This is a genomic window from Micromonospora sp. NPDC048169, from assembly GCF_040652815.1.
Lineage (GTDB): Bacteria > Actinomycetota > Actinomycetes > Mycobacteriales > Micromonosporaceae > Micromonospora.
The window spans coordinates 51,283-70,490 of sequence record NZ_JBEZMS010000016.1 but is presented as its reverse complement, the minus strand read 5'-3'; the positions used below and the strand labels follow the sequence as shown (position 1 = coordinate 70,490).

General features: G+C 73.4%; 16 protein-coding genes. All 16 read left to right on the top strand.

Annotated features, from left to right (window positions below):
- Positions 1 to 4 precede the first annotated feature (4 nt).
- The 16 genes from AB0D28_RS16420 (at position 5) to def (ending at position 19,203) form a co-directional block, all read left to right on the top strand.
- On the top strand, positions 5 to 931 hold the full coding sequence (locus AB0D28_RS16420) for an aspartate carbamoyltransferase catalytic subunit (protein WP_091424316.1): 927 nt from the start codon (positions 5 to 7) through the stop codon (positions 929 to 931).
- A complete protein-coding gene (locus AB0D28_RS16415; protein WP_357386491.1) occupies positions 928 to 2,205 on the top strand; it encodes a dihydroorotase in 1,278 nt (425 codons plus the stop codon). The genes AB0D28_RS16420 and AB0D28_RS16415 overlap by 4 nt, the downstream gene beginning before the upstream one ends.
- Positions 2,202 to 3,374 carry a glutamine-hydrolyzing carbamoyl-phosphate synthase small subunit gene (carA, locus tag AB0D28_RS16410; RefSeq protein WP_357386489.1) on the top strand — a complete coding sequence of 391 codons (1,173 nt, stop codon included), beginning with the start codon at positions 2,202 to 2,204 and terminating at the stop codon, positions 3,372 to 3,374. The genes AB0D28_RS16415 and carA overlap by 4 nt, the downstream gene beginning before the upstream one ends.
- On the top strand, positions 3,367 to 6,714 hold the full coding sequence (carB, locus tag AB0D28_RS16405; protein WP_357386487.1) for a carbamoyl-phosphate synthase large subunit: 3,348 nt from the start codon (positions 3,367 to 3,369) through the stop codon (positions 6,712 to 6,714). The genes carA and carB overlap by 8 nt, the downstream gene beginning before the upstream one ends.
- A 103-nt stretch (positions 6,715 to 6,817) precedes the next feature.
- Complete coding sequence (locus AB0D28_RS16400; RefSeq protein ID WP_357386485.1) at positions 6,818 to 7,828, top strand: quinone-dependent dihydroorotate dehydrogenase; 1,011 nt, start codon at positions 6,818 to 6,820, stop codon at positions 7,826 to 7,828.
- A 143-nt stretch (positions 7,829 to 7,971) separates the two neighbouring features.
- Entirely contained in the window at positions 7,972 to 9,246 is a 1,275-nt protein-coding gene (locus tag AB0D28_RS16395) for an adenosylmethionine--8-amino-7-oxononanoate transaminase (RefSeq protein ID WP_357386483.1), read from the top strand.
- Between the two features lie 87 nt (positions 9,247 to 9,333).
- Positions 9,334 to 10,173, top strand: coding sequence for an orotidine-5'-phosphate decarboxylase (gene pyrF, locus AB0D28_RS16390; protein ID WP_357386481.1), 840 nt, complete (start codon positions 9,334 to 9,336; stop codon positions 10,171 to 10,173).
- Between the two features lie 175 nt (positions 10,174 to 10,348).
- Positions 10,349 to 10,666, top strand: coding sequence for an integration host factor, actinobacterial type (gene mihF / locus AB0D28_RS16385; RefSeq protein WP_013285515.1), 318 nt, complete (start codon positions 10,349 to 10,351; stop codon positions 10,664 to 10,666).
- Positions 10,667 to 10,691: 25 nt separating this feature from the next.
- Entirely contained in the window at positions 10,692 to 11,243 is a 552-nt protein-coding gene (locus AB0D28_RS16380; RefSeq protein ID WP_357386479.1) for a guanylate kinase, read from the top strand.
- 3 nt (positions 11,244 to 11,246) lie between these two features.
- Complete coding sequence (gene rpoZ, locus AB0D28_RS16375; RefSeq protein ID WP_013285517.1) at positions 11,247 to 11,513, top strand: DNA-directed RNA polymerase subunit omega; 267 nt, start codon at positions 11,247 to 11,249, stop codon at positions 11,511 to 11,513.
- Between the two features lie 14 nt (positions 11,514 to 11,527).
- Positions 11,528 to 12,730 (top strand): bifunctional phosphopantothenoylcysteine decarboxylase/phosphopantothenate--cysteine ligase CoaBC, encoded by a 1,203-nt coding sequence (coaBC, locus tag AB0D28_RS16370; RefSeq protein ID WP_357386477.1) that lies wholly within the window; start codon positions 11,528 to 11,530, stop codon positions 12,728 to 12,730.
- Positions 12,731 to 12,827: 97 nt separating this feature from the next.
- Positions 12,828 to 14,018 carry a methionine adenosyltransferase gene (metK, locus tag AB0D28_RS16365; RefSeq protein WP_357386475.1) on the top strand — a complete coding sequence of 397 codons (1,191 nt, stop codon included), beginning with the start codon at positions 12,828 to 12,830 and terminating at the stop codon, positions 14,016 to 14,018.
- A 59-nt stretch (positions 14,019 to 14,077) separates the two neighbouring features.
- Entirely contained in the window at positions 14,078 to 16,036 is a 1,959-nt protein-coding gene (locus AB0D28_RS16360; RefSeq protein WP_357386473.1) for a primosomal protein N', read from the top strand.
- 225 nt (positions 16,037 to 16,261) lie between these two features.
- Positions 16,262 to 17,242, top strand: coding sequence for an AAA family ATPase (locus AB0D28_RS16355; RefSeq protein WP_357386471.1), 981 nt, complete (start codon positions 16,262 to 16,264; stop codon positions 17,240 to 17,242).
- A gap of 95 nt (positions 17,243 to 17,337) precedes the next feature.
- Complete coding sequence (locus AB0D28_RS16350; RefSeq protein WP_357386469.1) at positions 17,338 to 18,600, top strand: cytochrome P450; 1,263 nt, start codon at positions 17,338 to 17,340, stop codon at positions 18,598 to 18,600.
- Between the two features lie 42 nt (positions 18,601 to 18,642).
- On the top strand, positions 18,643 to 19,203 hold the full coding sequence (def, locus tag AB0D28_RS16345) for a peptide deformylase (RefSeq protein ID WP_043324943.1): 561 nt from the start codon (positions 18,643 to 18,645) through the stop codon (positions 19,201 to 19,203).
- Positions 19,204 to 19,208 lie beyond the last annotated feature (5 nt).

Sequence of the window (19,208 nt, the reverse complement as noted above, 5' to 3'; positions counted from 1 at the left end):
GCGCATGATCCGGCACCTGCTCTCCGGCGCCGACCTGGACGCCGGCACCGCCACTCTGGTCCTGGACACCGCCGCGGAGATGGCGACGGTGGCCGGGCGTGAGGTCAAGAAGCTGCCCGCGCTGCGCGGGCGCACCGTGGTCAACCTCTTCTACGAGGACTCCACCCGGACCCGGATCTCGTTCGAGGCGGCGGCCAAGCGGCTCAGCGCCGACGTGATCAACTTCTCCGCCAAGGGCTCCAGCGTGGCCAAGGGGGAGAGCCTGAAGGACACCGCGCTCACGCTCCAGGCGATGGGCGCGGACGCGGTGGTCGTCCGGCACCCCGCCTCCGGCGCCCCGCACCGGCTCGCCGAGTGGGTCGACGGCTCGGTGGTAAACGCCGGTGACGGCACCCACGAGCACCCCACGCAGGCGCTGCTCGACGCGTACACGATGCGGTCCCGGCTGGGCAGGCTCGACGGCCTGCACGTGGCGATCGTCGGCGACGTGCTGCACTCCCGGGTGGCCCGCTCCAACGTGCTGCTGCTGTCCACGCTCGGCGCGAAGGTCACCCTGGTCGGCCCGCCCACGCTCATCCCGGTCGACATCGCCGCCGCCCTGGCCCCCGGTACCGACGTCTGTTACGACCTCGACGCCGTTCTCCCAGATGTGGACGTGGTGATGATGCTGCGGGTGCAGCGTGAGCGGATGGGTGACTCCTACTTCCCGTCGGCCCGCGAGTACGCCCGCCGCTACGGGCTCGACGGGCCGCGCATGCGCCGGCTGCCCGGGCACGCGATCGTCATGCACCCCGGCCCGATGAACCGGGGCATGGAGATCACGCCCGAGGTGGCCGACTCGCCCCGCTCCACCATCGTCGAACAGGTCGCCAACGGGGTCTCCGTGCGGATGGCCGTGCTCTACCTGCTGCTCGGAGGGAACAACCGGTGACCGCGTACCTCATCACAGGCGTCAGCATCGTCGGCGGCGAGCCGACCGACCTGCTCATCCGCGACGGCGTGGTGGCCGCCGTCGGCGACGCACCCACCACCGACGACGCCACGGTCATCGACGCGACCGGCCTGGTCGCGCTGCCCGGCCTGGTCGACCTGCACACCCACCTGCGCGAGCCCGGCCGGGAGGACGCCGAGACTGTCGAGTCCGGCTCCCGGGCGGCGGCGCTCGGCGGCTACACGGCGGTGTGCGCGATGGCGAACACCTCGCCGGTCGCCGACACCGCGGGCGTGGTGGAGCAGGTCTGGCGGCTCGGCCGGGAGGCCGGCCTGGTCGACGTGCAGCCGATCGGCGCGGTCACCGTCGGGCTGGCCGGCGAGCGCCTGGCCGAGCTGGGCGCGATGGCCGACTCCGCCGCCGGGGTGCGGATCTTCTCCGACGACGGGCACTGCGTGTCCGACCCGCGGCTGATGCGCCGCGCGTTGGAGTACGTCAAGGCGTTCGACGGCGTGATCGCCCAGCACGCCGAGGAGCCCCGGCTGACCGAGGGCGCGCAGATGCACGAGGGCGAGGTGTCCACCCGCCTCGGCCTGACCGGCTGGCCGGCCGTCGCCGAGGAGGCGATCATCGCCCGGGACGTGCTGCTGGCCGAGCACGTCGGCAGCCGCCTGCACGTCTGCCACGTCTCCACCGCCGGCAGCGTCGAGGTGCTGCGCCAGGCCAAGGCGCGCGGGGTACGCGTCACCGCCGAGGTGACGCCGCACCACCTGCTGCTCACGGACGCCAAGGCGGAGAGCTACGACCCGGTCTTCAAGGTCAACCCGCCGCTGCGTACCGCCGCCGACATCGCCGCGCTGCGCGACGCGCTGGCCGAGGGCGTGATCGACATCATCGCCACCGACCACGCGCCGCACGCCGTGGAGGACAAGGAGTGCGAGTGGGCGTACGCCCGGCCGGGCATGGTCGGCCTGGAGACGGCGCTGTCCATCGCGCTCGACGTGTTCGGTCCCCGCTGGGACCTGATCGCCGAGCGGATGTCCCGCACACCGGCCCGGATCGCCGGGCTGACCGGGCACGGCCTCGACCCGGCGCCCGGCGTACCGGCCAACCTGACCCTCGTCGACCCGGCCGCCCGGCGCGTCATCGAACCGGCGGAGCTGGCCAGTCGCAGTCGCAACACCCCGTACGCCCGCATGACGCTGCCGGGTCGCATCGTGGCGACCTTCCTGCGCGGCGAGGCGACGGTCCTGGACGGAAAGGCTGTTAAGTGAAGAGACGTCCTGCGATCCTCGTCCTGGAGGACGGGCGCACGTTCCACGGCGAGGCGTACGGCAGCGTCGGGGAGACCTTCGGCGAGGCGGTCTTCAACACCGGCATGACCGGTTACCAGGAGACGCTCACCGACCCCTCCTACCACCGGCAGGTGGTGGTGCAGACCGCGCCGCACATCGGCAACACCGGCGTCAACGGCTCCGACGACGAGTCCGACCGGATCTGGGTGGCCGGGTACGTGGTGCGCGACCCGGCCCGGATCAGCTCGAACTGGCGGGCCACCGGCGGCCTGGAGGACCGGCTCGCCGCCGAGGGCGTGGTCGGCATCAGCGGGGTGGACACCCGGGCGCTGACCCGGCACCTGCGTGAGCGCGGCGCGATGCGGGTCGGCATCTCCAGCGTCGAGGACGACCCGGCCGCCCTGCTGGAGCGGGTACGCCGTTCGCCGCAGATGGTCGGCGCGAACCTGTCCGACGAGGTGACCACCGCCAAGCCGTACGTGGTGCAGGCGCAGGGCGAGCACCGGTTCACGGTGGCCGCCGTCGACCTGGGCATCAAGCGCAACGTGCCCCGCCGGCTCGCCGCCCGCGGCGTCACCACCCACGTGCTGCCCGCCGGGTCGACGATCGAGGACCTGCTCGCCACCGGCGCGGACGCGGTCTTCTTCTCGCCCGGCCCGGGCGACCCGGCGACCGCCGACGGCCCGGTGGCGCTGGCCCGGGAGGTGCTGGCCCGGCGGATCCCGCTGTTCGGCATCTGCTTCGGCAGCCAGATCCTCGGCCGGGCGCTCGGCTTCGGCACCTACAAGCTGGGGTACGGCCACCGTGGCATCAACCAGCCGGTGCTCGACCGGGCCACCGGCAAGGTCGAGGTGACGAGCCACAACCACGGCTTCGCGGTGCAGGTGCCGGGTGCCGGGGACGGCGCCGTGGTGCCGGATCAGGTGATCCAGACCGAGTTCGGCGGTGTCCAGGTGTCACACGTCTGCCTCAATGACAACGTGGTCGAGGGGCTGCGGGCCGTGGACGTGCCCGCCTTCACCGTCCAGTACCACCCGGAGGCGGCGGCCGGCCCGCACGACGCGGACTACCTCTTCGACCGTTTCGCCGAGTTGATCGAAGGCCGTGGCTTCGACCGGAACCACAGTGAAGGCGGCAAGAATGCCTAAGCGGACCGACCTCAAGCACGTCCTGGTGATCGGCTCCGGGCCGATCGTGATCGGACAGGCCTGCGAGTTCGACTACTCCGGCACCCAGGCCTGCCGGGTGCTGCGCAGCGAGGGGATCCGGGTCAGCCTGGTCAACTCGAACCCGGCGACGATCATGACCGACCCGGAGTTCGCCGACGCCACGTACGTCGAGCCGATCACGCGTGAGTTCGTCGAGCTGGTCATCGCCAAGGAGCGCCCCGACGCGCTGCTGCCGACGCTGGGCGGGCAGACCGCGCTGAACACCGCCGTCGCCCTGCACGAGGCGGGCGTGCTGGAGAAGTACGGCGTCGAGCTGATCGGCGCGAACATCGAGGCGATCAACCGGGGCGAGGACCGGCAGCTGTTCAAGGAGATCGTCGCGAAGGCCGGCGTACGGCTGGGCCTGGAGGACCCGTCGGCGCTGGTGCCGCGTTCGCGGGTCTGCCACTCGATGGACGAGGTCCGCGAGACGGTCGCCGACCTGGGCCTGCCGGTGGTCATCCGGCCGTCGTTCACCATGGGCGGCCTCGGTTCCGGCATGGCGCACACCGACGAGGACCTGGAGCGCATCGCCGGTTCCGGCCTGGCGGCCAGCCCGGTGCACGAGGTGCTCATCGAGGAGAGCGTGCTCGGCTGGAAGGAGTACGAGCTCGAACTGATGCGCGACCGCCACGACAACGTGGTGGTGGTCTGCTCGATCGAGAACGTCGACCCGATGGGTGTGCACACCGGTGACAGCGTCACCGTCGCGCCGTCGATGACGCTCACCGACCGGGAGTACCAGCGGCTGCGTGACCTCGGCATCGCGGTGCTGCGCGAGGTCGGTGTGGACACCGGCGGCTGCAACATCCAGTTCGCGGTGAACCCGGCCGACGGCCGGATCGTCGTGATCGAGATGAACCCGCGCGTGTCGCGCTCCTCGGCGCTGGCGTCGAAGGCCACCGGCTTCCCGATCGCGAAGATCGCCGCGAAGCTCGCCATCGGCTACACGCTGGACGAGATCCCCAACGACATCACGCTCAAGACGCCCGCCGCGTTCGAGCCGACGCTCGACTACGTGGTGGTGAAGATCCCCCGGTTCGCGTTCGAGAAGTTCCCCGGCGCGGACCCGGAGCTGACCACCACGATGAAGTCGGTGGGCGAGGCGATGAGCCTGGGCCGCAACTTCACCGAGGCGCTGAACAAGGCGATGCGCTCGATGGAAACCAAGGCGTCCGGTTTCTGGACCACTCCGGATCCGGAGGGCGCGACGAAGGAGAACACCCTCGCCGCGCTGCGCGTGCCGCACGACGGCCGGCTCTACACGGTCGAGCGGGCGCTGCGTCTCGGCGCGTCGATCGCCGAGGTGTCCGAGGCGTCCGGCGGCATGGACCCGTGGTTCCTGGACCAGATCGCCTCGCTGGTCGAGCTGCGCGCCGAGATCGTGGACGCGCCGGTGCTCGACGCCGCGCTGCTGCGCCGGGCCAAGCGGGCCGGGCTGTCCGACCGGCAGCTCGCCGCGCTGCGTCCGGAGCTGGCCGCCGAGGACGGCGTCCGCACGCTGCGGCACCGGCTCGGCGTCCGGCCGGTCTACAAGACGGTGGACACCTGCGCGGCCGAGTTCGAGGCGACCACGCCGTACCACTACTCGACGTACGACTCGGAGACCGAGGTGGCGCCCTCGGCCCGGCCCAAGGTGCTCATCCTGGGCTCCGGGCCGAACCGGATCGGGCAGGGCATCGAGTTCGACTACTCGTGCGTGCACGCGGTACAAGCGCTCCGGGACGTGGACTACGAGACCGTCATGGTCAACTGCAACCCGGAGACCGTCTCCACCGACTACGACACCGCCGACCGGCTCTACTTCGAGCCGCTGACGTTCGAGGACGTGCTGGAGGTCTGGCACGCCGAGGACTCCTCCGGCAAGGAGGCGGGCGGGCCCGGCGTCATCGGGGTGATCGTGCAGCTCGGCGGTCAGACCCCGCTCGGCCTGGCCCAGCGGCTCAAGAACGCCGGGGTGCCGATCGTCGGCACCTCGCCGGAGTCGATCCACCTGGCCGAGGAGCGCGGCGCGTTCGGCGCGGTGCTGGCCCGGGCCGGCCTGCGCGCGCCCGCGCACGGCATGGCCACCTCGTACGACGAGGCGAAGGCGATCGCCGACGAGATCGGGTACCCGGTGCTGGTCCGCCCCTCGTACGTGCTCGGCGGGCGCGGCATGGAGATCGTGTACGACGACGCCACGCTGCGTGACTACATCGGCCGGGCCACAGCGATCTCGCCGGACCGCCCGGTGCTGGTGGACCGGTTCCTGGACGACGCCATCGAGATCGACGTGGACGCGCTCGTGGACGCCGACGGCGACGTCTACCTGGGCGGCGTGATGGAGCACATCGAGGAGGCCGGCATCCACTCCGGCGACTCGTCCTGCGCGCTGCCGCCGATCACCCTGGCCGGTTCGCACCTGGCCCAGGTGCGGCACTACACCGAGCAGATCGCCCGCGGCGTCGGGGTGCGCGGCCTGCTCAACGTCCAGTACGCGTTGCAGGGCGACATGCTCTACGTGCTGGAGGCCAACCCGCGCGCCTCCCGGACCGTACCGTTCGTCTCGAAGGCCACCGCGGTGCCGCTGGCGAAGGCGGCGGCCCGGATCGCGCTCGGCGCCACCATCGCGCAGCTGCGCGCCGAGGGGATGCTGCCGCCGGCCGGCGACGGCGGCACCATGCCGGCCGACGCGCCGATCGCGGTCAAGGAGGCGGTGCTGCCGTTCAAGCGGTTCCGCACCCCGTCCGGCAAGGGCATCGACGTGCTGCTCGGCCCGGAGATGAAGTCCACCGGCGAGGTGATGGGCATCGACACCGGCTTCGGGCAGGCGTTCGCCAAGTCGCAGGCCGCCGCGTACGGGTCGCTGCCGACCGCCGGGAAGATCTTCGTCTCGGTCGCCAACCGGGACAAGCGCGGCATGATCTTCCCGATCAAGCGCCTGGCCGACCTGGGCTTCGAGATCGTGGCCACCACCGGCACGGCCGAGGTGCTGCGCCGGCACGGCATCGCCTGCGAGCAGATCCGCAAGCACTACGAGTCGGGTGAGGGCGCGGACGCGGTCTCGCTGATCCTCGGCGGCGACGTGGCGCTGGTGGTGAACACGCCGCAGGGCTCCGGCGCGAGCGCCCGTTCCGACGGGTACGAGATCCGCAGCGCGGCGGTGAGCGTGGACATCCCGTGCGTCACCACGGTGCCCGGCGCCGCCGCCGCCGTCATGGGCATCGAGGCCCGCATCCGGGGTGACCTGAAGGTCCGCCCGCTGCAGGACCTGCACGCCGCCCTGCGGGCGGGCGAGTGACAGCGCGCCTTCACGCGCCGATCATGAGGTTGGCGGCGATGTGGATCTCCAAATCCGCCGCCAACCTCATGATCGACGGGGAGACCGGGCGGGGGGCCGGGGCGTGATCTTCGAGAAGGTGGTGCGGCCCCGGCTGTTCTCGCTCGCGGGCGGGGACGCCGAAGGCGCGCACGAGTGGACGCTGGAGCGGCTGGCTGCGGTGTCGCGGCGGCCGGCCGTTCTCGCGGCGCTGCGCGCGGCGTACTTCCGGCCGGCGCCGCGCACCGTGTTCGGGGTGCGCTTCCCCAACCCGGTCGGGCTGGCCGCCGGCATGGACAAGAACGGACTCGCGTTGCCGGCGTGGCCGGCGCTCGGCTTCGGCTTCGTCGAGGTCGGCACCGTGACCGCGCACGCCCAGCCGGGCAACCCCCGGCCCCGGCTGTTCCGGCTGCGCGACAGCGAAGCCGTGATCAACCGGATGGGCTTCAACAACGCCGGCGCCGCGGCGCTCGCGGACCGGCTGGCCGCGTTGCCGCGCCCGCTCGGCGTGCCGCTGGGCATCTCGCTCGGCAAGTCCAAGGTGACCCCGCTGGACGAGGCGGTCGAGGACTACCTCGCGTCCTACCGGGCGCTCAAGGACCACGGCGACTACTTCGCCGTAAACGTGTCCTCACCGAACACTCCCGGCCTGCGGTCGCTTCAGGACCGATCACATCTGGACGCGTTGCTCGCCGCGCTGGTGGGGGAGAAGCCGGTGCTGGTGAAGATCGCCCCGGACCTCACCGAGCCGGCCGTGGCCGAACTGCTGGAGGTGTGCCTCGACCGGGGCGCGGCCGGGGTCATCGCCACGAACACCACGCTCGCCCGCGACGGGCTCGCCCCGGCCGACCGGGAGCGCGCCGCCGAGGCCGGCGGGCTGTCCGGCCGGCCGCTCACCGCCCGGGCCCGCGACATGGTCGCGTTCGTGCACCGGGAGACCGGCGGCCGGCTGCCGGTGATCGGCGTCGGCGGCATCCTGCATCCCGACGACGCCACCCGCATGTTCGACGCCGGCGCCGCCCTGCTCCAGCTCTACACCGGCTTCATCTACCGCGGCCCCGCCCTCACCCGAGCCATAACCCGAGCCACCCCCTGACCCCCCCGCCCCGCCCCCCGACCCTCGCGATCTTGCACTTCCGGCCCCGGCACACCGCCTCATTCCGGGCGCGGCCGGGGCAGCAACCGCAAGATCGCGGGGGAGGGAGAGGGCGGGGGCGGGAGGGGGAACGAGGAGGAGTCATGACGCCTGAGGAGATCCTGGAGGCGGACCGGCGGCACGTGTGGCACCCGTACGCGGCGATGCCCGGCGTTAACGCGCCGTACGTGGTGGACAGCGCCGAAGGGGTGCGGCTGCGGCTCGCCGACGGGCGGGAGCTGGTCGACGGGATGTCGTCGTGGTGGGCGGCGATCCACGGCTACCGGCACCCGGTGCTGGATGCCGCGGTGACCGACCAGCTCGGGCGGATGAGCCACGTCATGTTCGGCGGGCTCACCCACGAGCCCGCCGTACGCCTGGCGCGCACGCTCGTCGAGCTGACCCCGGACGGCCTGGAACACGTCTTCCTGGCCGACTCCGGCTCGGTGAGCGTCGAGGTCGCGGTGAAGATGTGCCTGCAGTACCAGCGGGCGCTGGGCCGCCCGCAACGCCGCCGGCTGGGCACCTGGCGCGGCGGCTACCACGGTGACACGTTCCACCCGATGAGCGTGTGCGACCCGGAGGGCGGCATGCACCACCTCTGGGGCGACGTGCTGCCCCGGCAGGTGTTCGCGCCGGTGCCCCCGCCCGGCTTCGACGCGCCACCGGATCCGGCGTACGAGGCGGCGCTGGTGGAGGCGGTCGAGCGGCACGCCGACGAGCTGGCCGCGGTGATCGTCGAGCCGGTGGTCCAGGGCGCCGGGGGCATGCGGTTCCACCATCCGCACTACCTGCGCGTGCTGCGCGAGGTGACCCGCGGGCACGGCATCCTGCTGGTCTTCGACGAGATCGCCACCGGCTTCGGCCGGACCGGCCGGATGTTCGCCGCCGAGCACGCCGGAGTCGCCCCGGACGTGCTCTGTGTCGGCAAGGCGCTCACCGGCGGGTACCTGACGCTGGCCGCGGCGCTGTGCACGCCGGAGGTGGCGCGGGCGATCTCCGCCGACGGGGTGCTGGCGCACGGGCCGACGTTCATGGGCAATCCGCTCGCCTGCGCGGTCGCGAACGCCTCCCTGGACCTGCTGCGGGGCGGGGACTGGGCGGGACGGGTGGCGGGCGTCGAAGCCGGCCTGCGGGCCGGCCTGGAACCGTTGCGGGACGCGCCCGGCGTGGCCGACGTACGCGTGCTCGGCGCGATCGGCGTGGTGCAGCTCGACCACGAGGTGGACCTGCCCCGGGCGACCGCCGCGGCGGTCGCCGAGGGGGTGTGGCTGCGCCCGTTCCGGGATCTCGTCTACACGATGCCGCCGTACGTCTGCGACGACGCGGACGTGGCGCGGATCGCGGCCGGAGTGGCCGCCGCGGTCAAGGCCGGCTGAGTCCGGCCGATTTCGACAGGGCGCGACGGGAGGCCGTCGCCGGACACGCCAGGCGGCCCCGGGGCCGTCGGGAGAGGGAGAGACACGATGGAGACGTTCGGCGCCCGCCTGCACCGGGCCGTGGCGGAACGAGGGCCGCTCTGCGTGGGGATCGACCCGCACCCGGGGTTGCTGACCGCCTGGGGCCTGTCCGACGACGTGACGGGCCTGGAGCGGTTCTGCCGCACCGTGGTGGAGGCGATCGGTGACCGGGTCGCCGTGGTGAAGCCGCAGTCGGCGTTCTTCGAGCGTTTCGGCGCGCGTGGCGTCGGTGTGCTTGAGTCAACTATCCGACAGTTGCGAGATTTGGGAACGTTAACTCTGCTTGACGTCAAGCGCGGCGACATCGGCTCGACAGTCGCCGCGTACGCCTCGGCGTACCTAGATCCATCCAGCCCTCTGTATGTCGACGCGGTCACCGCTAGCCCCTACCTGGGAGTAGGTTCGCTCGCCCCGATGTTCTCCACCGCCACCGCGCACGGTGGTGGGGTCTTCGTGCTGGCGCTCACCTCCAACCCGGAGGGGGCCTCCGTGCAGCGCGCCGTGGGTGCCGACGGGCGCACCGTGGCGCAGACCGTGATCGACGAGATTTCCCAGCTCAACCGGGATGCGGAGCCGCTCGGCAGCTTCGGTCTGGTGGTCGGCGCGACGGTCGGTGAGACAGGTCACGATCTGGAATCGTTCAACGGTCCGCTGCTCGCCCCGGGGATGGGCGCGCAGGGCGGGACGCCGGCCGGGCTGCGTACCGTGTTCGGCGCCGCGCTGCCGTCGGTGCTTCCCTCGTACTCCCGGGAGGTGCTCGGCGCGGGCCCCGACCCGGAGCGCCTACGGGCCGCGACGGAGCGGGTGCTTGCCGACTGCCGGGCCGCCCTGGGCGTCGCCGACTGACTGACGGCTCGGTCACTTTGTGTTGATCATCGCGCGTCCACGTTGCCGAAATCTCCGTTGACCGCTAGTTTTCCCCGCGCTGGGAACCACGGACCCCTTTGGTTTCCAGCGACACCACGTTTCACAGATGCGGTGGGGCGCTCAGCCCGCCGTACTAGGGACCTGAGGAGAACTGGTGCCGCTCCCGTCACTGACCCCCGAGCAGCGCGCTGCCGCGCTGGAGAAGGCCGCGGAGATCCGCAAGGCCCGCGCTGAGCTGAAGGAGCAGCTCAAGCAGGGCAAGACCACCCTCGCCACCGTCCTCGAGCGGGCCGAGTCCGACGACGTCGTGGGCAAGCTGAAGGTTTCGGCCGTGCTCCAGGCGATGCCGGGCATCGGCAAGATCCGGGCCACCCAGATCATGGAGAAGCTCAAGATCGCGGACAGCCGTCGCCTGCGCGGCCTCGGCGAGCAGCAGCGCAAGGCTCTGCTCGGAGAGTTCGCCGCGAACTGAACGGCCCGCCGTGTAGAAACAAGCGGTGAGCACGGATGACGAGGCGCGCTCGGTGGCTCGGCTCACTGTCCTGACCGGTCCCTCCGGGTCCGGCCGGAGCAGTGTCGTCGAGGCCGTCCGGGCGCGCCTTGCGTCTGTCTGGGTCCCGGTGGTCGCCACCACCCGGCCACCGCGCCCGGACGAGCGCGACGGCGTGGACCGCGTCTTCCTCGACGCGCCCGGCTTCGACCGCCTGATCGCCGCCGGGGAGCTGCTGGAGTGGTGCCGGATCGGGCCGTACCGCCGGGGGGTGCCCCGGGCCCAGGTGCGCGCGCGGCTGGCCGAGGGGCGGCCGGTGCTGCTGCCGCTCGACCCGGCCGGCGCGCTGGCGGTACGGGCGGCGGCGCCCGGCGCCCGGTTGGTGCTGCTCGCGCCGCCGGCGTACCGGGCCGCCCCGGACGTCGCGGCCCTCCTCGCCCACGAGGTCTCACACGACCACACCGAGCGCGCCGCGGCGGAGCTGGTAGGATTGCTCGGTTCGTCCTTCCTGGCTCCGGCCCGACCGCCCGCGGGCGGCGCACGAGACGCAGAGGTTTAATTCGTGGGATCCATCGCCACCAACCCCGAGGGCATCACCAACCCGCCGATCGACGAGCTGCTCGAGAAGACCACCTCGAAGTACGCGCTCGTCATCTTCGCCGCCAAGCGTGCCCGTCAGGTGAACGCCTACTACAGCCAGCTCGGTGAGGGCCTGCTGGAGTACGTCGGCCCGCTGGTGGAGACCACCCCGCAGGAGAAGCCGCTCTCCATCGCCATGCGCGAGATCAACGCGGGCCTGCTCACCGCCGAGCCGACCGACCAGCCGTAACCACGCCCGCGCCGATGCCCGCCGAGATCGTCCTCGGGGTCGGCGGCGGCATCGCCGCCTACAAGGCGTGTGAGCTGCTCCGGCTCTTCACCGAGTCGGGTCACCGGGTCCGGGTGGTGCCGACCGCCTCGGCGCTCCGCTTCGTCGGGGCGCCGACCTGGGCGGCCCTGTCCGGCCGGCCGGTCGCCGACGACGTCTGGTCCGACGTGCACGAGGTGCCGCACGTGCGGCTCGGGCAGCACGCCGACCTGGTCGTGGTCGCCCCTGCCACCGCCGACCTGATCGCCAAGGCCGCTCACGGCCTCGCCGACGACCTGCTCACCAACACGCTGCTGACCGCGCGCTGCCCGGTGCTGCTGGCCCCGGCCATGCACACCGAGATGTGGGAGCACCCGGCCACCGTGGCGAACGTGGCCACGCTGCGCTCGCGCGGCGTCCGCGTGATCGAGCCCGCGGTGGGCCGGCTCACCGGGCGGGACACCGGCAAGGGCCGGCTGCCCGACCCGGCGGAGATCTTCGCGGTGGCCCGCCGGGCGCTGGCCCGCGGCGCCGAGGCCGACCTGGCCGGCCGGCACGTCGTGGTCACCGCCGGAGGCACCCGCGAGCCGCTGGACCCGGTCCGGTTCCTGGGCAACCGGTCGTCCGGCAAGCAGGGGTACGCGTTCGCCCGCGCGGCCGTGGCCCGGGGCGCCCGGGTCACGCTCGTCGCGGCCAACGTGGCGCTGCCCGACCCGGCCGGGGCGGACGTGGTGCGGGTGGGCACCACCGAGGAGCTGCGCGCCGCCACGATCGCGGCGGCCGCCGACGCGGACGCCGTGGTGATGGCCGCCGCGCCGGCGGACTTCCGGCCCGCCACCTATGCCAGCGGGAAGATCAAGAAGTCAGACGACGGCGTCGCGCCGACCATCGAGCTGGTCACCAATCCCGACATCGCCGCCGAGCTGGGGCGCGTCCGCCGGCCCGGGCAGGTGCTTGTGATCTTCGCCGCCGAGACCGACGACGCGGAGGCCAACGGCCGGGCCAAGCTGGCCCGCAAGAGGGCCGACCTGATCGTCGTCAACGAGGTCGGCGTGGACAAGGTCTTCGGCGCCGACACCAACGCGGTTACCGTGATCGGCGCCGACGGCGCCGTGCACCGGCTGGCCGAGCAGCCCAAGGAGGCCGTCGCCGACGCGGTCTGGGACCTCGTCCGCCAGCGATTGCCGTTGCCTTCCTGACGGTTGGTCAGCACGTTTTAAGAGGGTCACGGCGTAACGAGGACGGTTAAACTGCCGCCGAGCGACCTTTAGAAGTCTTCACATGCTTAGGAGTGCCGTGACACGTCTCTTCACGTCCGAATCGGTCACGGAGGGCCACCCGGACAAGATCGCCGACCAGATCAGTGACGGCATTCTCGACGCCCTGCTCGCCCAGGACCCGCACAGCCGGGTCGCGGTGGAGACGTTGATCACCACCGGCCAGGTGCACGTGGCGGGCGAGGTGACCACGAAGGCGTACGCCGACATCCCGACCATCGTCCGCGAGACCATCCTCGGCATCGGCTACGACTCGTCGAAGAAGGGCTTCGACGGCGCGTCCTGCGGCGTCAGCGTGTCCATCGGCGCCCAGTCGCCGGACATCGCCCAGGGCGTCGACAACGCCTTCGAGCTGCGTACCGGCGGGTCGGAGAGCGCGCTGGACGCGCAGGGCGCCGGCGACCAGGGCATGATGTTCGGCTTCGCCTGCTCGGAGACGCCCGAGCTGATGCCGCTGCCGATCGCGCTGGCGCACCGGCTGTCCCGCCGGCTCGCCGCGGTGCGCAAGGACGGCACGGTTCCCTACCTGCGGCCGGACGGCAAGACCCAGGTGACGATCGAGTACGACGGGCTGCGCCCGGTCCGGCTCGACACCGTGGTCGTGTCCAGCCAGCACGCGGCGGACATCTCGCTGGAGTCGCTGCTCACCCCGGACATCCGGGACCACGTCATCGCCCCCGAGCTGGAGGGCCTCGGCCTGGACACCGAGGGCTACCGGCTGCTGGTGAACCCGACCGGGCGGTTCGAGATCGGCGGCCCGATGGGCGACGCCGGCCTGACCGGCCGGAAGATCATCGTGGACACGTACGGCGGATACGCCCGGCACGGCGGCGGCGCGTTCTCCGGCAAGGACCCGTCGAAGGTCGACCGGTCGGCCGCGTACGCGATGCGCTGGGTGGCCAAGAACGTGGTCGCCGCCGGGCTGGCCGAGCGGTGCGAGGCGCAGGTCGCGTACGCGATCGGCAAGGCGCACCCGGTGAGCCTGTTCATCGAGACGTTCGGCACCGAGACCGTGCCGGTCGCCTCGATCGAGAAGGCCGTGGCCGAGGTGTTCGACCTGCGTCCGGCCGCCATCATCCGGGACCTGCACCTGCTGCGCCCGATCTACCAGCAGACCGCCGCGTACGGCCACTTCGGCCGGGAGCTGCCGGAGCTGACCTGGGAGGGCACCGACCGGGCCGCCGACCTCAAGTCGGCCGCGGGAGCCTGACCGCCACCACGCGCCGCGACCGGCGACCCGCACCGGGGTCGCCGGTCGCGCGCGTCTGCGTGGACGTCCCGCTGCCGCACCTCGACCGCCCGTTCGACTACCTGGTGCCCGAGGCGCTCGACGCCGACGCCCGGGCCGGGGTGCGGGTGAAGGTGCGGTTCGCCGGGCAACTCGTCGACGGCTGGCTGCTGGAGCGCGCCGAGTCGTCCGAGCACCCGAAGCTCGCGTACCTGGAGAAGGTCGTCTCCCCGGTGCCGGTGCTCTCCCCGGAGGTGGCCCGGCTGGCCCGCGCGGTCGCCGACAGGTACGCCGGCAGCCTGGCCGACGTGCTCCGGCTCGCGGTGCCGCCCCGGCACGCCCGCGCCGAGAAGGCAGTCACGGACGCCGCCGCGCCGTCCACCGACGGGCCCGCACCCGACGGCGGTCAAGCGCCCGCCGAGAGCACCGCGTCCGCCCGGGCGGAGGTGGACCCGCGCGGCTGGCGGGACTACCCGGCCGGGACGGCGCTGCTGCGCGCGCTCACCGACGGCCGGCCCGCCCGCGCGGTCTGGTCCGCGTTGCCGGGGGAGGACTGGGCCGACCGGTACGCCGACGCGGTCGCGGCCACTGTGGCCGGCGGCCGGGGCGCGGTGGTCGTGGTGGCCGACGCCCGCGACCTGGACCGCCTCGACGCCGCCCTGACCGCCGTGCTCGGCGCGGGACGGCACGTACGCCTCACCGCCGCCGACGGCCCGGCCCGCCGCTACCGGGCCTTCCTCGCCGCCCGCGCGGGCGAGGCCGACGTGGTGATCGGCACCCGGGCGGCGATGTTCGCCCCGGTGCGGCGGCTCGGCCTGGTGGCGATCTGGGACGACGGCGACGACCTGCACGCCGAGCCCCGCGCGCCCTACCCGCACGCCCGGGACGTGCTGCTCACCCGGGCGCGGCTCGGTGAGGCCGCCGCGCTGGTCGGCGGTTACGCGCGTACCGCGGAGGCGCAGTTGCTGGTGGAGACCGGCTGGGCGCGCGAGGTGACGGCCGACCGGGCGGTGGTGCGCGCGCGTACCCCGGCCATGGCGCCCACCGGCGACGACCCGCAACTGGCCCGCGATCCCGGCGCGGCCTCGGCGCGGCTGCCGAGCCTGGCCTGGACCACCGCCCGGGACGCGCTGCGCGCGGACCTGCCGGTGCTGGTGCAGGTGCCCCGCCGGGGCTACGTGCCGTCGGTGGCCTGCGCCGAGTGCCGCGCCCCGGCCCGCTGCCCGCACTGCGCCGGGCCGCTCGCCCTGCCCTCGGCGCAGGGCACGCCCGCCTGCCGCTGGTGCGGCCGGGTGGCCGCCGCGTACGCCTGCCCGGAGTGCGGCGGGCGGCGGCTGCGCGCCTCGGTGACCGGCGCCCGGCGGACCGCCGAGGAGCTGGGCCGGGCGTTCCCCGGCGTGCCGGTGCGCACCTCGGGGCGCGAGGAGGTGCTGGCGAGCGTGCCGGGCGGTGCCGGGCTGGTCATCGCCACCCCGGGCGCCGAGCCGGTCGCCGAGGGCGGCTACGGCGCGGTGCTGCTGCTCGACTCGTGGGCGCTGCTGACCCGGGCCGACCTGCGGGCCGGCGAGGAGGCGTTGCGGCGGTGGATGGCCGCCGCCGCGCTGGCCCGGCCCGGTACGGCGGGCGGCCGGGTGGTGGTGGTCGCCGACGGCGCGCTGGCCCCGGTGCAGGCGCTGCTGCGCTGGGACTCCGCGTGGTTCGCCGCCCGGGAACTGGCCGAGCGGCGGGAGCTGGGCTTCCCGCCCGCCGTGCGGATGGCGAGCGTCACCGGCGCGGCCGAGGCGGTGGCCGACCTGCTCGCCGGCGCCCGGCTGCCGGGCGACGCCGAGGTGCTCGGCCCGGTGCCGGCCGACGAGGGCAGGGAGCGGATGCTGGTACGGGTGCCCCGGTCCCGGGCAGTCGCGCTGGCCGAGGCGCTGCACGCCGCCGCCGGGCAGCGCAGCGCCCGCAAGGCGCCTGACCCGGTGCGGCTCCAGGTCGATCCGCTCACCCTGTTCTGACAGACGCGAGCGGCGTGACGGTGCGCACGCGCACCCTCGCGCACGGTCGTGAGCTGGGGTTTGCCGCACACCTGGTCCGGCAATCGAGTGGCGGGCGGTGATAGCATCGCCCGTCATGCCCAGCCGCGCGGTTTCCCCGCGCGGGACGCGGCGCGGCGGGTGCCAGAGCACGTCGGGCCGACACTCGATGTCGTCAGTCAGCCGGTGAGCAGGGGTGGACCAGTCGTGACCGTTCGTCAGTCGATCGTCTTCAACGGTGACCTCGGCAGTGGCAAGAGCACCGTCTCGGTCGAGATCGCCAAGCGGCTCGGGCTGCGCCGCGTCAGCGTCGGCGACCTCTACCGCCAGATGGCCCAGGAGCGGCAGATGACCGCCCTCCAGCTCAACCTGCACGCCGAGCTGGACCAGGCTGTCGACGGCTACGTCGACCAGCTCCAGCGCGACATCGCCGCCTCGGGCGAGTCCCTGGTCATGGACTCCCGCCTGGCCTGGCACTTCTTCACCGACGCGCTCAAGGTGCACATGATCACCGAGCCGAGCGAGGCGGCCCGGCGGGTGCTGGCCCGCCCGTCCGGCCCGGCCGAGAGCTACACCTCGCTGGAGGAGGCGCGGACCAAGCTGCGCGAGCGCAGCGAGAGCGAGCGCGGCCGGTTCATCGTCCGGTACGGCGTCGACAAGGCCCGCCTGCGCAACTACGACCTGGTCTGCGACACCACCCGGGCCAACCCGGAGCAGGTCATCTCGCACGTCATCGACGTCTACGAGGGCCGCCTCGGCGCGGACGTGCTGCGTGCCGGCCGGCCGCTGCTGCTGCTCGACCCGAACCGGGTGTACCCCACCGAGGACGTGTCGACGCTGCGCGGCCTCTGGGACGCCGACGCCGCCGCCGAGGCGGCCGACAGCGGCGACGAGCCGGAGCCGCTAAGCATCGGCTACACCGGCGAGTACTTCTTCGTCGTCGACGGGCACCGGCGGCTCAGCGCGGCCGTGCGCGCCGGCCTGCCGATGGTCGCGGCCCGGCTGGTCGCCGAGGTGGACGAGCCGGTGGTCGGCGGGATCAGCGCCGTCGACTACTTCACCGCGCAGGCCCGGCCGGGGCTGATCCACGACTGGGAGGACGCCCACGGCATCACCCTGCCGCTGCCGGAGCACGCGCTGCTCGGCGGCGGCCCGGTGCTCGCCGGGGAGCCGGGCACCGGCGCCTGACCGCGCGGGGACACCGCCACCTCGCCGGCACGGGTTCACCCGGCCCGGCGGGCCGGAGCATGATGAAGGCCTCCGATGCCTGGGGAGGCGGAATCGTGGATCCGACCGACGCGCTCGCGCTGCTGATGTCCCCCGAGGGTCGCGTCGACCCCTATCCGACGTACGAGCGGCTGCGCGCGCACGGCCCGGTGGTCCAGGCCGGGCCGGTCTTCTACGTGGTCACCGGCTACGCCGAGGCCGACGCGATCCTGCGCGACCCCCGGTTCGGGGTGATGGACGACGCGCTGCGCGACCAGTTCATGCCGGGCTGGCGGGAGAGTCCAGCGGTGATGTCGATCTCCCGGTCGATGCTGCGCACCAACCCGCCCGACCACAGCCGGATGCGGCGGCTGGCCGCGGGCGCGTTCACCCCGCGCCGGATCGCCGCCATGCGCGACGTGGTGCGGGCACAGGCCGACGAACTGGTCGACGCGATGCTCGCCGCCGACGAGCCGGTCGACTTCATGGCCGCGTTCGCGTACCCGCTGCCGGTCGGGGTGATCTGCGCGCTGCTCGGCGTGCCGGCGGCGGACCGGCCGCTGTTCCGGCGCTGGGCCACCGACCTGACCGGCGTGCTCGAGCCGGAGATCACCGCCGACGAGCTGGCGGTGGCCGACCGGGGCGCGGCGGAGCTGCGCGCCTACTTCACCGAGCTGGTGGCGGCCCGCCGCCGCGCGCCGGCCGACGACCTCACCACCGCGCTGGTCCAGGCACACGACGGCGGTGACCGGCTCTCCGGCGACGAGCTGCTGGCCAACCTGATCGTGCTGCTGGTGGCGGGCTTCGAGACCACCACCAACCTGCTCGGCAACGGCCTGGTGGCGCTGCTGGAGCATCCGCGCGCCGCGGCGGCCCTGCGCGAGCGGTCCGACCTCGCGTCCGCCTACGTCGACGAGCTGCTGCGCTACGACTCGCCGGTGCAGCTCACCTCGCGGATGAGCACCGCGCCGTCCCGGTACGGCGACGTCGACCTGCCGCCGGAGAGCTGGGTCATCGTGCTGCTCGGCGCGGCCAACCGCGATCCCCGCCGCTATCCCGATCCGGCCCGCTTCGACCCGTGGCGGGCGCAGAGCGCGCCGCTGTCCTTCGGCGCCGGGCCGCACTACTGCCTCGGCGCGGCGCTGGCCCGGCTGGAGGCGCAGGTGGCGTTCCCGCTGCTGCTGCGCCGGCTGCCGGAGCTGGCCCTCGCGGGCCGGCCCGAACGGCGGGTCCGGCTCACCCTGCGTGGCCACGCCACGATGCCGGTGCGCGTGGGCCGGGAGGCGTCCCCGGTCACCGTTGCCGGTACGCCACCCGGGGCGGCCGGGCCGACTCCGTAGACTGGACGCGCATCGTTCGACCCAGACAAGGAGCCACGCCGAGTGACCGTCCAGCCCATCCGTCTGTTCGGCGATCCGGTGCTGCGCACGCCGGCCGACCCGGTCGTCGACTTCGACGCCGAGCTGCGCAAGCTGATCGCCGACCTGACCGACACGATGCGCGAGCAGAGCGGTGCCGGCCTGGCCGCGCCGCAGCTCGGGGTGGGCCTGCGGGTGTTCACCTTCGACGTCGACGACGTCCTCGGCCACCTGGTCAACCCGGTGCTGGAGTTCCCCGACGAAGAGGAGCAGGACGGCCCGGAGGGCTGCCTGTCCATCCCCGGGCTCTACTTCGACACCAAGCGCCGGCAGAACGTGATCGCCAAGGGCTTCAACGGCTACGGCGATCCGTTGCAGATCGTCGGCACCGGCCTGATGGCCCGCTGCGTGCAGCACGAGACCGACCACCTCGACGGCGTCCTCTTCGTCGACCGGCTCGACCCGGCCGGCCGCAAGGAGGCCATGAAGGCGATCCGCCAGGCCGAGTGGTACGACCAGGCCGCCCCGCCGACGGTCAAGCTCAGCCCGCACGCCGCCGGCAACCCGTTCGGCCTGGGGCGGTGACCCGG